Below are 12,547 nucleotides of genomic sequence, written 5' to 3'. Positions count from 1 at the left end.
CGGCGGCTGGGGCCAGCAGCGCCCCTCTGCCGTACCGGCCGATTCGGGCTTCGACGTCGACCTTCCGGCCGTCGTGGAGCCGGACCTGTCCGGCCGGCACTCCGATGACCTTGATGTCCCGGACTTCCTCAAGTAAACAGTTCCGCTCCAGCATGGCACCGCCGTCCGGCGGTGCCATGCTGCTTTGCGGCGGGTTACGGTGGATTCTATGAACGCAGGTATTCCGGACATGTTGATGGCGGTGTTGTGATTGTTTTGCTGGCGGGCTGAAGTCCGGCCGGGCGTATGGGTGGCTTTCACCGATGCCGGAGCCGGGAACCTGGCACTGCATGTCGGTGATGACCCCGCGGCGGTCCGCCGCCGACGCGCGGAGCTCGAAGCGGCCGCCGGGCTCGGCGGGCGCTCTTTCCGGTACATAAACCAGGTCCACGGCAGTGACGTCGCCACCATCGTTGGGTCCACGGCCGCGGACTCCGCGGGCGAAGGTCCGGCCGCGCCCACGGCCGATGCCATGGTCTCCCTGACCGAGCCGCTGGCCGTCCTGGTGGCCGACTGCGTGCCGGTGGTGCTGGTCGGCGAGGATCCGGCCGGGGCGCCGGTACTGGGCGTCGTCCACGCCGGGCGGCCAGGCGTCGCCGCCGGGGTGGTGCCAGCGGCCGTGGCCCGCCTCCGGGAGCTCGGTGCGGACCACATCAGCGCCTGGGTGGGCCCCTCGGTCTGCGGGCGCTGCTATGAGGTCCCCGGCAGCCTTCGCGCGGACGTTGCCGCGGCCGTACCTGCCACCTGGTGCACCACCTCTACCGGCACCCCTGGCCTGGACCTGCCGGCCGGAGTGCGGAGCCAGCTGGAAGCTGCGGGCGTCGCGATCGAATACTCCGGGGGATGCACCCTCGAGGACGACACCCTCTTCTCCTACCGCCGCAACAGCCACACCGGCCGCTTCGCCGGGCTGGCTTGGTCGGACGGCACCCACGGGACTGACGGGGCTGACGGGAAAAGGGAGCATGGCCATGACTGAACCGGCGCAGCGCCCGGAAGTACACGCCGTCCAGCCCGTCACGGCGCCGGGGGAGAGCCATGAGGGCCGAACGGACGCGCTGGAAGGCCCCCGCCTGGCCCAGCTGGAGGCGAACCTCGCGGCCGTCCGCCGCCGGATCGACGCTGCCGTGGCCGCCGCGGGCCGGCAGGCGGCGCCGCCGCGCCTGATCGTCGTCACCAAGTTCCATCCTGCGCTGGACGTCCGGCGGCTGGCGTCGCTGGGGGTCACCGATGTCGGGGAGAACCGGGACCAGGAGGCCGCGGACAAGGCGGCGCAGCTTCAGGACCTTGGCCTGAGCTGGCACTTCATTGGCCAGCTCCAAAGCAAGAAGGCCAAATCCGTGGTGAAGTACGCCGCAGCCGTGCACTCCGTGGACCGGGAAGCCGTGGCCTCGGCCCTGGCCAAGGCGATGGCCGTCGAAGCCGACCGCGCCGGCCGCCCGCCCCTGGACTGTTTCATCCAGGTCAGCCTGGCTGAGGACGAAGGGGCGCACCGCGGCGGCGCGGCGCCCGGCGAAGTCCCCGCGCTGGCCGAACAGGTCGCCGGTGCCGGTGGGCTGAGGCTCGCCGGCGTCATGGCCGTTGCCCCGCTCGGGGCGGACCCGGCGGCTGCCTTCGAAAAGCTGGCGGACATTTCCGGGCGGCTGGCCGAACAATTTCCGTACGCCACGGGGATATCCGCCGGCATGAGCCAGGACCTCGAAGAGGCCGTCCGCTTCGGGGCGACACACCTGCGCATTGGCTCCGATATTCTCGGTCCGCGTCCGGCCCTGCGGTAAGTTCGACATATTGGAAGGTAATGGCGGGGATTCCAAGGCTGTCTAGTCACTAAGCGGCCCGCTTACGGACAAGATTAGGAGTCGACCATGGCTGGCGCTCTGCGCAAGACAATGATCTATCTTGGGCTCGCCGACGGCGACGAACACTACGAGTCTGAGCACCCCACACCGCACAAGGATGAGGACGAATCCATGGAGCAGGACCGCGAGGAACGACGTGCTCCGGCGCCCGTCCGCGAGGTCCCCCGGGAAGAGCCTCACGCCGCTGAAGAGGAATATCGCGCACCTGTGACACCCATCAAGCGAGCGGCATCGAGCCGCGAAGAGACCACCGGACTCCGGCAAATCACGACCATCCATCCGCGGTCGTACAACGACGCCAAGCTCATCGGCGAAAGCTTCCGCGACGGMATTCCCGTCATCATGAACGTCACCGACATGGGCGAGGCTGACGCCAAGCGCCTCGTGGACTTCTCCGCCGGTCTTGTTTTCGGCCTCCGCGGCAGCATCGAACGGGTGACGAACAAGGTCTTCCTGCTCTCGCCGTCGTACGTCGAAGTCATCGGCGATGACAAGAAGGTCAGCGAGACGCAGGCAAGTTTCTTCAACCAGAGCTAGGCCCGAATATTCGGTACTGATGCCAGGCGGGACACCTGCCTGGCATCCGTGCGGAATTATCCGTGTTGAAATAGAAGTGACACTTTCCTTAGGACACTTCGGTATCCGGAATGAACATGGAGATATGAGTTAGCTCATGGGAATTGTTTTGGGGCTCGTCTATATCGTTCTGTTGCTTTTTTTCGTGGCATTGATCATCCGCCTGGTCTACGACTGGGTGCAGATGTTTGCCCGAAGCTGGCGGCCGCGCGGTTTGGCACTCGTGACAGCCCATGCTGTGTATTCGGTCACGGACAAGCCCCTCAAGCTGCTCCGCCGGCTCATCCCGCCGCTGCGGCTGGGCGGAATGTCGCTGGACATCGGCTTCCTGCTGCTGTTCGTGGCCGTGAGCGTGGCGATGTGGGTCGTCAAGGGCCTGGTGTACGCCCAGCCGATCGCAGCATAGGCCGCAGCCGCAGCCGGGCAGCGACCTGCCCGGGCCCAGGCCCAAACCGAAAGAAATCTCCGGTTTGACACTGCGGTGTTGAATTAGAGGAACCAGACCATATTTAGGTACCGTAGTTTTGACGGCCGGAAGGCCTACTGACTAACTAGACCAACGAGGTGACCAGATGGCTTTGACGCCAGAAGACGTTGTCAACAAGCGCTTTCAGCCGACCAAGTTCCGCGAAGGCTACGACCAGGACGAGGTTGACGACTTCCTGGACGAGATCGTCGTCGAACTTCGGCGCCTGAACCAGGAGAACGACGAGCTGCGCAAGAAGCTCGCCGAATCCGGCGCCGGCACGCCTGCCAGCTCCGCAGCCGCCGCACCCGTGGTGGAAAAGGTCCCGGCACCCGTCAAGGCCGAGAAGGAAGACACCGCCAAGGCCGAGGCCGAGGCCAAGGCAAAGGCGGCCGCAGAAGCCGCCAAGAAGAAGGAAGCCGAGCAGGCTGCCAAGGCCGCCCAGGTTGTCGAGCCGGCACGCAGCGCCGCCACCCCGGCGTCGGAGTCCGCCGCCGGCCTGCTCGCCATGGCGCAGCAGATGCACGACAAGCACGTCGCCGACGGCGAGCAGCAGCGGGACAAGATCATCGCTGAAGCCCAGATCGAGGCCAGCAGCCTCGTCAACGATGCGCAGGAAAAGTCCCGCAAGATCCTCGGTGCCCTCGAGCAGCAGCGCTCCGTCCTGGAACGCAAGGTCGAGCAGCTTCGCGGCTTCGAGCGCGACTACCGCTCACGCCTGAAGGCCTACATCGAAGGCCAGCTCCGCGACCTGGACGCCCGCGGCTCCGTCGCGGCCCCCGAGGTTGGCGAAGCCAGCTAGGGCAAAAAGCAAGTATTCTGAAAGCCGGTGGCTGAGGATTCCTCGGCCGCCGGCTTTTCCCTTTTCCCGCAACGTGCCGGCACCGGCCCAGGTGCCCGGCGCTTGCCGGTACCTGAACCCGGTCCCCGCACTGGCTCCCGATCGAAAGCCCTATGACTGACGCACCATCACCAGACGCCATGCAGCCCGTCGAGGCGGCACAGCCCGTGCGCGCCCGTCCGCGGCGGGCAAAGCTGTTTGTCCTGTTCGCTGCCTTCGCGGTCTTCGCTTACGTGTTCGACCAGCTCACCAAGCTCTGGGTCACGACTACCATGACCGAGGGTGAGCGGATCCCCGTGCTTCCCCCGCTGCTGCACTGGTTCTACATCCGCAACTCGGGGGCGGCGTTCTCGATCGGCGAGAACGTCACCTGGGTGTTCACGATCATCATGGCGGCCGTGTCTGTCGCGATCCTGCTGCAGCTGCGCAAGCTCGGCTCGCTCTGGTGGGCCCTGGCGCTGGGGCTGCTGCTCGGCGGCGCACTCGGCAACCTGACGGACCGGCTGTTTCGCGAGCCGTCCTTCGCGATGGGCCATGTGGTGGACTTCATCCAGCTGCCAAACTTCGCGATCTTCAACATCGCCGACTCCGCCGTCGTCTCCGCCGTCGTGATCATCTGCCTGCTCACGCTCCGCGGAATCTCCCTGGACGGCTCACGCCACACGAAGGATACGGTGGCTAACGATGTCTGAGACTGCCTCAGGAAACGCCGCTGACATGGCGGCCGACATGGCCAGCGAAGCCGGCACCGCACCCGCCGGGCACCACCGCTTCACCGTCACGGAGGACCTCGCCGGTTCCCGCGTGGACGCCGGATTGGCCAGGCTGATGGACATCTCCCGCTCCCAGGCTGCCGTCCTGATCGCCGAAGGCAACGTCACCAGCAACGCAGGGAAGGTCGGGAAGTCCCTCAAACTCACCCTGGGCACCGTGCTCGCGGTCGTGGTGCCGGACCGCAGGGACCCCCTGGAAATCGTGGAGGAAGTAGTGGACGACCTGTTGATCCTGCTGGACGATGACGAATTTGTGGTCATCGACAAACCGGTCGGTGTGGCCGCGCACCCCTCGCCCGGCTGGGTGGGGCCCACGGTGGTGGGTGGCCTCGCCGGGCTCGGCTACCGGATTTCGACGTCGGGCGCCCCGGAGCGCGCCGGCATCGTCCACCGGCTCGACGTCGGCACTTCCGGTGTCATGGTGGTGGCCAAGACCGAAAATGCCTACACCGTGCTCAAGCGCGCCTTCAAGGAGCGCACCGTGGACAAGGTCTACCACGCCGTCGTCCAGGGCCTTCCCGATCCGCTGGCGGGCACCATCGACGCGCCCATCGGCCGGCACCCGGGCCATGACTGGCGGTTCGCCGTGACAGAGGACGGCCGTGATTCGGTGACGCACTATGAGGTCCTGGAAGCTTTCGGGAAAGCCTCACTTGTGGAGGTACACCTCGAGACGGGCCGCACCCACCAGATCCGCGTGCATTTCTCGGCCCTGCGCCACCCCTGCGCCGGTGACCTCACCTACGGTGCGGACCCGCGGCTGGCTGCCACCCTCGGGCTGACCCGGCAGTGGCTGCACGCCCGGGAACTGTCCTTCGACCACCCGCGGACCGGGGAGCGGGTGACCGTCGCCAGCGAGTACCCGCAGGACCTGCAGTACGCGCTGACGGTCCTGGAGTCCGGAAACGCCTGAGCCGCACGGCACGGGCCGCCTGAATCCACGGGGTTCTGGCGGGCCGCCCGTTGCCGCCGTTCCGTCCCGACCGCCGTGGCTGCACGCCGCCGTCGTGGCACGGCACTAGAATGGTGCGGTGACTTCCAGCAACGACTCGTTTGTCCATCTCCACAACCACACCGAGTACTCGATGCTGGACGGTGCCGCCCGGCTCGGTGAGCTGTTCGACGAAACCGAACGGCTCGGCATGCCGGCCCTCGCCACGACCGACCACGGCTACCTGTTCGGCGCCTTCGACTTCTGGAAGCGCGCAACAGACCAGGGCATCAGGCCCATCATCGGCGTCGAAGCCTATGTGACTCCCGGGACCGCCCGCACGGACAAGACCCGTGTGCGCTGGGGCGAGGAGCACCAGCGCAAGGACGACATTTCCGGCGGCGGCTCGTACACGCACATGACCCTCCTCAGCTACAACAACGTGGGCATGCGGAACCTTTTCCGGGCCTCCTCGATCGCCTCGCTGGACTCGGTCTTCGGCAAATGGCCCCGGCTGGACCGCGAGCTGCTGAACACCTACTCGGAAGGGCTCATCGCCACCACCGGGTGCCCGTCCGGCGAGGTCCAGACCCGGCTGCGGCTCGGCCAGTACCGCGAAGCCGTGGAGGCCGCGGCGGAGTTCCGCGACATCTTCGGGGCCGAGAACTACTTCTGTGAGCTCATGGACCACGGCCTGGACATCGAGCGGCGCGTCACCGGTGACCTGCTGCGCCTGGCCAAAGACCTGAATCTGCCGCTGGTGGCCACCAACGACCTGCACTACACGCACGAGCACGACGCCAAGGCGCATGAGGCCCTCCTGGCCATCCAGTCCGGTTCCACCCTCCTGGAGCCGACCTACGACAACGGCGGCTCGCGCTTCGCCTTCTCCGGCAGCGGCTACTACCTGAAGTCACCGCAGGAAATGCGCGAACTGTTCCGCGACCACCCCGAGGCGTGCGACAACACGCTCCTGATCGCCGAACGCTGCGAAGTTTCCTTCAACACCGGCGCCAACTACATGCCCCGGTTCCCCTGCCCGGAGGGGGAGGACGAAACGTCCTGGCTTGTCAAGGAGGTCGACAAGGGACTCCGCTACCGCTATCCCCAGGGCATCCCGGACAAGGTCCGCAAGCAGGCGGACTATGAACTCGAAGTCATCACCTCGATGGGCTTCCCGGGCTACTTCCTCGTCGTCGCCGACTTCATCAACTGGGCCAAGAACAACGGCATCCGGGTCGGTCCCGGGCGTGGCTCCGGTGCCGGCTCCATGGTGGCCTACGCCATGCGCATCACCGACCTGGACCCGCTGCACCACGGCCTGATCTTCGAGCGCTTCCTCAACCCGGACCGCGTCTCCATGCCTGACTTCGACGTCGACTTCGATGACCGGYGCCGCTCCGAAGTGATCGACTACGTCACGCGCAAATATGGCGACGAGCGCGTGGCGATGATCGTCACCTACGGCACCATCAAGACCAAGCAGGCCCTCAAGGACTCTTCCCGTGTGCTGGGCTACCCGTTCAGCATGGGCGAGCAGCTGACCAAGGCGCTGCCGCCGGCGGTCATGGCCAAGGACATCCCGCTGGCCGACATTCAGAACCCCCAGTCCAAGCGCTACAGCGAGGCCGGCGACTTCCGCCAGCTCATCAGCACTGACCCGGAGGCCGCCAAGGTCTTCGAGACGGCGCTGGGCATCGAGGGCCTGAAGCGGCAATGGGGCGTGCACGCCGCCGGCGTCATCATGTCCTCGGACCCCATCATCGACGTGATCCCGATCATGCGCCGCTTCCAGGACGGCCAGGTCATCACCCAGTTCGACTACCCGACGTCCGAGGGCCTCGGCCTGATCAAGATGGACTTCCTCGGGCTGCGAAACCTGACGATCATTTCCGATGCCCTGGAAAACATCAAAATGAACCGCGGCATCGACCTCGACCTTGAAACCCTTGAGCTCGATGACGTGGCGTCCTACGAGCTGCTGGCCCGCGGAGACACGCTGGGCGTCTTCCAGCTCGACGGCGGCCCCATGCGGTCCCTGCTCAAGCTGATGAAGCCTGACAACTTCGAAGACATCTCCGCCGTACTGGCCCTCTACCGGCCCGGACCCATGGGTGCCAACGCGCACACCGACTACGCGCTGCGCAAGAACAAGATCCAGGAAGTCATCCCGATCCACCCGGAGCTCGAGGAACCGCTGTCCGAAATCCTCGGCGGGACCTACGGGCTGATCGTGTACCAGGAGCAGGTCATGGCCGTGGCGCAGAAGCTCGCCGGCTACACCCTGGGCCAGGCCGATATCCTGCGCCGCGCCATGGGCAAGAAGAAGAAATCCGAGCTGGACAAGCAGTTCGCCGGCTTCTCCCAGGGCATGCAGGACAACGGCTATTCCATGGCCGCGGTCAAGACCCTCTGGGACATCCTGCTGCCGTTCTCCGACTACGCCTTCAACAAGGCGCACTCGGCCGCCTACGGCGTGATCTCCTACTGGACCGCGTACCTGAAGGCGCACTACGCGCCGGAGTACATGGCTGCCCTGCTGACCTCGGTGGGCGATGACAAGGACAAGTCGGCGATCTACCTCAACGAATGCCGGCGTATGGGCATCACGGTGCTGCCGCCCGACGTCAACGAGTCAGCCCTCAACTTCACCCCGGTGGGCACCGACATCCGCTTCGGCATGGGCGCCATCCGCAACGTCGGCGTGAACGCCGTCGAAGCCATGGTGGCGGCGCGCGAAAAAGAAGGCGCCTACACCTCCTTCAAGGACTACCTCCTGAAGGTCCCGGCAGTGGTCTGCAACAAGCGCACCATCGAATCCCTGATCAAGGCCGGTGCCTTCGACTCGCTCGGCCACCCCCGGCGGGCCCTGGCCATGATCCATGAAGAAGCGATCGACTCCGTCATCACCCTCAAGCGCAACGAGGCGATCGGCCAGTTCGACCTCTTCGCCGGCTTTGAGGACCAGGAGCCCGAGGCCTCGCTCAGCACCGAGATCCCGGACCTGCCGGAATGGGAGAAGAAGGACAAACTGGCGTTCGAGCGCGACATGCTCGGCCTTTACGTCTCCGACCACCCGCTGCAGGGACTGGAAGGGCTCCTGAGCCAGCACGCCGACAGGTCGATCACCTCGATCATCGCCGAAGACGGCCCGCCGGACGGCTCGATCGTGACCATCGCCGGCATGATCACCTCGCTCAGCCGACGGATCGCCAAGGCAAGCGGCAACGCCTATGCCCGGGCCGAAATCGAGGACCTCGCCGGTTCCATGGAGGTCATGTTCTTCGGCCAGGTTTACGGCCCCATCGCCTCGGTGCTCGCGGAGGACCTGATCGTGGTGGTCAAGGGCCGGCTGCAGCGGCGCGACGACGGCGCCGTCACCTTGAACTGCATGGAACTCTCCGTGCCGGACCTCAGCGACAGCCAGAACGGGCCAGTGGTGATCACCATGGCCACGCACAAGGCCACCGAGGCCGTGGTCACTGAGCTGGGCGACGTGCTGCGCACGCACCGCGGAAATTCGGAGGTCCGCCTGCACCTGCAGGGCGACACCCGGGTGGAGGTCATGGGCCTGCCGGTGCACCTGCGCGTCAACCCGAGCCCGTCACTGTTCGGCGACTTGAAGGTGCTGCTTGGCCCGACGTGCCTGGATAACTAGGACGGACCACCAGCCCCGGGCACTGGAACGGCCGGCCGGCCGGAGGCTAGATCTCGTAGTCGAGCGGAACGGGCTGGCTGTAGGCACCGGAGTGGTAGAGCAGGGGAACACCGTCGTCGCCGACCTGGCCCTCCACCACCTCGACCACCACGACCGCGTTGTTCTCGAAGGAGAGCCGCATCTGGACCTTGCCGATCAGCCAGCCGCTGACTCCCTTGAGCACGGGCACCTCGTGGGGTCCGAGCTCCCAGTGGTCGCCGTCGAACCGGTTGCCGGCCCGGGCGAAACGGTCGGCGAGCTCCTGGTTTTCCAGCCCGAGCATGTGCACGCCAATGTAGGTCGTGTTCGCCACGGCCGGCCACGAGCTGGAGGTCCTGGCCATGTTGAACGTAAAGCGCGGCGGCTTGGCGGACAGAGAGGCCACTGAGGTCGCCGTGAATCCGAACGGGACGCCGTTGTGGTTGGCCGTGATGATGGCCACGCCCGCCGCGTGCCGGCGGAACATTTCCCTGAATGTTCCCTCGAAACTACCTTCATCTGTGGCCACTGCGATCCAACTCCCTGCTGCACGTGCGTGTCGTACTTCTACTCTGCCAGCGTATTGCGCAGGGGAATCGAGTGCGGCATTTTCTTTACGTCTCCCGTCATGTGCTGCCGGCCGGCGTCATGCGCCGGGGGAATCCTTGTTACGGTTTGTTGCATGACACAGTCCGCAGTAGACGGCCCCGTCCACCACGCCGGGGAACCCGCACAGCCCGGGCGGCGTCCCGAGGGGCAGCCCGGGTCCGGGGGGACATGGCGGAAGGCCGCGGTCATCGCGGCCGCCGGCATCCCGGTGGGGCTGCTTTGGTGGCTTCTGGCGCCGTCGGGCCTGAATCTCCTGACCGGAAACCCGGATCTCGCCGCCGGCACCAACACCGCCACCTGGCTGCCCCGGGACCTTGTGCTGGCGGGGCTGTGCCTGCTCACAGGGTGCATTGCCGGGTCGTTCGTCGCCGGCAACAAGCACCAGCAGCCCGGCCCCGGCACCGTTGTCCTCGTGGTCCTCGCCGGCGCTGCCGGTGCGCTCATCGCGTGGGGAACCGGTGTGCTCAGCGCCCAATGGTGGGGAGCGCCGGCGGATACTTCGGCCAGCGCCAGCGTCGCCTTCTCCCTGCGCTCCTATGTGGTCCTCGCCATCTGGCCGGCAGCGATCGCCCTGGCCATCTTCCTGAACAGCCTCTTCCCGGGCAACGGCGGCAAACCCCGCCGCCGCGGGGCACGTAAAATGATCGGGTGAGCCTAACTCCTGACAGCCCCGTGACCCCGATGACCGCCGCCCTTAACTTCCGCACGGTGGACGTGCGCGGTGCGCACCTGTCTCTCGCCGGACTCCGCGCCGCCGTGCCCCGGGCACAGTCCGGGACGATGGCCGACGCCGAGGGCAAGGTCCTGGATATCATCTCCGCCGTCCGCGCGCGGGGCTTCGGCGCACTGCGGGAGCTGGCACTGGCTTTCGACGGCGTCGAGCAGACGCATCCCCGCGTCCCGGCCGAGGCGCTGCGTGCAGCCCTCGAGAACCTGGATCCCGCCGTCCGCGCGGCCCTGGAGGAGTCCATCAAGCGGGCCCGCGCCTTCGCCGACGCCCAGCGCCCGGCGAACATCGACGTCGAACTCGGAGAGGGCGCCGTCGTCAGCCAGAACTGGGTGCCGGTGGCGCGCGTGGGGCTCTATGTCCCCGGCGGCCTGGCCGTCTACCCGTCCTCGGTGATCATGAACGTGGTCCCGGCCCTGGCCGCCGGCGTCGAATCGATCGCCCTGGCTTCGCCGCCGCAAAAGAACTTCGGCGGCCTCCCGCACCCCACGATCCTGGCTGCGGCCTGCCTGCTGGGCATCGAGGAGGTCTACGCGATCGGCGGGGCGCAGGCCATTGCGGCCTTCGCCTACGGCATCCCGGCCGACGCGTCCGACGGCGGCCACCTCCCCGGGATCGACCCCGTGGATGTCGTCACCGGTCCGGGCAATATCTTCGTGGCCACCGCCAAGCGCCTGGTCAAAGGCGTTGTCGGGATCGATTCCGAGGCCGGCACCACGGAGATCGCTATCCTCGCGGACGCCACCGCCAGTCCGGCGCTCGTGGCCGCGGACCTTATCAGCCAGGCCGAGCACGACCCCAAGGCTGCATCGGTGCTGTTCACCGACTCCGAGGCCCTCGCCGCCGAGGTCCGCGTGGAGCTTGAGCGGCAGGCCGCTGCCACCAAGCACTCCAGCCGCGTCCGCGAGGCACTCTCGGGCCCGCAGTCCGGGGTGGTGCTGGTCGAGGACCTGGAGCAGGGCATCGCCGCCTGCGACGCTTACGCCGCGGAACACCTTGAAATCATGACCGCCGACGCCGCCCGGGTGGCCGGCCGGATCCGCAGCGCCGGTGCGATCTTCGTGGGGGACTACAGCCCCGTGAGCCTGGGGGACTATTGCGCCGGCTCCAACCACGTGCTGCCCACCAGCGGCACCGCGGCCTTCTCCTCCGGACTGAACGTGACCACGTTCCTGCGCGCCATCCAGGTCATCAACTACACCCGCTCCGCGTTGGAGCAGGTCAGCGGCCACATCGTCAGCCTCTCCGGCGCGGAGGACCTGCCGGCGCACGGCGAGGCCGTCACGGTGCGGTTCGCCGCCCGGTAGTTCAGGACCCAGACCACTACATGTAGTAATTACAGGCTTGTTATTCAGCTACATCTAGTCGTAAACTGAGGTCACAGCGGATTGCGACAGGGGAGGAACCGACATGTATTGCCCGTTCTGCCGGAACCCTGATTCGCGGGTCGTGGACAGCCGGATCGCCGACGACGGCTCCGCCATCCGGCGCCGCCGGCAGTGCCCCGAATGCGGCCGCCGGTTCACCACCGTGGAAACCACAAGCCTGACCGTCATCAAGCGCTCCGGGGTCGGCGAGCCGTTCAGCCGCAGCAAGGTCATCAACGGCGTGCGCAAGGCCTGCCAGGGCCGCCCGGTCACCGAAGACGACCTCGCCCTGCTGGCGCAGGAAGTCGAGGAGGCGATCCGGGGCTCCGGCGCCGCCGAAATCGAGGCCCACGAAGTCGGGCTGGCGATCCTGGAGCCGCTGCAGCGTCTCGACGAGGTCGCCTACCTGCGGTTCGCCAGCGTCTACCAGGCCTTCGAATCCCTGGAGGACTTCGAATCGGCGATTTCCCTGCTTCGCCATGAGGCAGAGACCAAGGGCAGGGACGGCAAGAGCCCGGACAAGCGGCCGCTGCAGGCGCCGTCGTAAATGTCCTGATTGTCCTGGCGACTGCATCCCAGGATCCACCACAGACTCCGGTGGTGGCAGCGGAGGGGAAGCCGCAGCCACCACCGGCTCCACCTCACCGCTCCACAAAGAAACTGAGCTTTGTGGAGCGGTGAGG

12 protein-coding genes and 1 pseudogene are annotated in these 12,547 nt (G+C 66.8%); 12 read left to right on the top strand and 1 reads right to left on the bottom strand.

What is annotated here, in order from left to right:
- From AC1D1W_RS17505 to dnaE, 9 genes and pseudogenes are all read left to right on the top strand, one after another.
- Positions 1-136: pseudogene (locus AC1D1W_RS17505) on the top strand (cell division protein FtsZ); the annotation flags it as partial.
- A gap of 114 nt (positions 137-250) precedes the next feature.
- Entirely contained in the window at positions 251-1,018 is a 768-nt protein-coding gene (locus AC1D1W_RS17500) for a purine nucleoside phosphorylase YfiH/LACC1 family protein (protein ID WP_243179521.1), read from the top strand.
- Positions 1,011-1,817 (top strand): YggS family pyridoxal phosphate-dependent enzyme, encoded by an 807-nt coding sequence (locus AC1D1W_RS17495; protein ID WP_476944351.1) that lies wholly within the window; start codon positions 1,011-1,013, stop codon positions 1,815-1,817. The genes AC1D1W_RS17500 and AC1D1W_RS17495 overlap by 8 nt, the downstream gene beginning before the upstream one ends.
- A gap of 87 nt (positions 1,818-1,904) precedes the next feature.
- Positions 1,905-2,435: a cell division protein SepF gene (locus AC1D1W_RS17490; RefSeq protein WP_230008814.1), complete on the top strand. Its 531-nt coding sequence runs from the start codon at positions 1,905-1,907 to the stop codon at positions 2,433-2,435.
- A 136-nt stretch (positions 2,436-2,571) separates the two neighbouring features.
- Positions 2,572-2,880 carry a YggT family protein gene (locus AC1D1W_RS17485; protein WP_243179519.1) on the top strand — a complete coding sequence of 103 codons (309 nt, stop codon included), beginning with the start codon at positions 2,572-2,574 and terminating at the stop codon, positions 2,878-2,880.
- 166 nt (positions 2,881-3,046) lie between these two features.
- On the top strand, positions 3,047-3,742 hold the full coding sequence (locus AC1D1W_RS17480; protein WP_028275874.1) for a DivIVA domain-containing protein: 696 nt from the start codon (positions 3,047-3,049) through the stop codon (positions 3,740-3,742).
- Positions 3,743-3,894: 152 nt separating this feature from the next.
- Positions 3,895-4,473, top strand: coding sequence for a signal peptidase II (gene lspA / locus AC1D1W_RS17475; protein WP_223916639.1), 579 nt, complete (start codon positions 3,895-3,897; stop codon positions 4,471-4,473).
- A gap of 25 nt (positions 4,474-4,498) precedes the next feature.
- The gene (locus tag AC1D1W_RS17470; protein ID WP_476944352.1) at positions 4,499-5,467 is read left to right on the top strand and encodes an RluA family pseudouridine synthase; all 969 of its coding nucleotides are present in this window, start codon (positions 4,499-4,501) and stop codon (positions 5,465-5,467) included.
- Between the two features lie 118 nt (positions 5,468-5,585).
- Positions 5,586-9,143: a DNA polymerase III subunit alpha gene (gene dnaE / locus AC1D1W_RS17465; RefSeq protein WP_476944350.1), complete on the top strand. Its 3,558-nt coding sequence runs from the start codon at positions 5,586-5,588 to the stop codon at positions 9,141-9,143.
- 46 nt (positions 9,144-9,189) lie between these two features.
- On the opposite strand, the gene AC1D1W_RS17460 is transcribed toward dnaE, so the two are convergent.
- Positions 9,190-9,648 (bottom strand): flavin reductase family protein, encoded by a 459-nt coding sequence (locus AC1D1W_RS17460; RefSeq protein WP_018772361.1) that lies wholly within the window; start codon positions 9,646-9,648, stop codon positions 9,190-9,192.
- Between the two features lie 195 nt (positions 9,649-9,843).
- Between AC1D1W_RS17460 and AC1D1W_RS17455 the strand changes: the two genes are divergently transcribed.
- From AC1D1W_RS17455 to nrdR, 3 genes are all read left to right on the top strand, one after another.
- Entirely contained in the window at positions 9,844-10,422 is a 579-nt protein-coding gene (locus tag AC1D1W_RS17455; RefSeq protein WP_476944349.1) for a hypothetical protein, read from the top strand.
- Positions 10,423-10,451: 29 nt separating this feature from the next.
- Positions 10,452-11,804 carry a histidinol dehydrogenase gene (hisD, locus tag AC1D1W_RS17450; RefSeq protein WP_279294130.1) on the top strand — a complete coding sequence of 451 codons (1,353 nt, stop codon included), beginning with the start codon at positions 10,452-10,454 and terminating at the stop codon, positions 11,802-11,804.
- A 103-nt stretch (positions 11,805-11,907) separates the two neighbouring features.
- On the top strand, positions 11,908-12,411 hold the full coding sequence (gene nrdR, locus AC1D1W_RS17445; RefSeq protein ID WP_028275865.1) for a transcriptional regulator NrdR: 504 nt from the start codon (positions 11,908-11,910) through the stop codon (positions 12,409-12,411).
- Positions 12,412-12,547: the final 136 nt, after the last annotated feature.

The sequence above is a fragment of the Arthrobacter sp. P1_B4 genome, from assembly GCF_056406555.1.
Note: the sequence above shows the minus strand (reverse complement) of the source record. Positions and strands in the feature narration are given on the sequence as shown.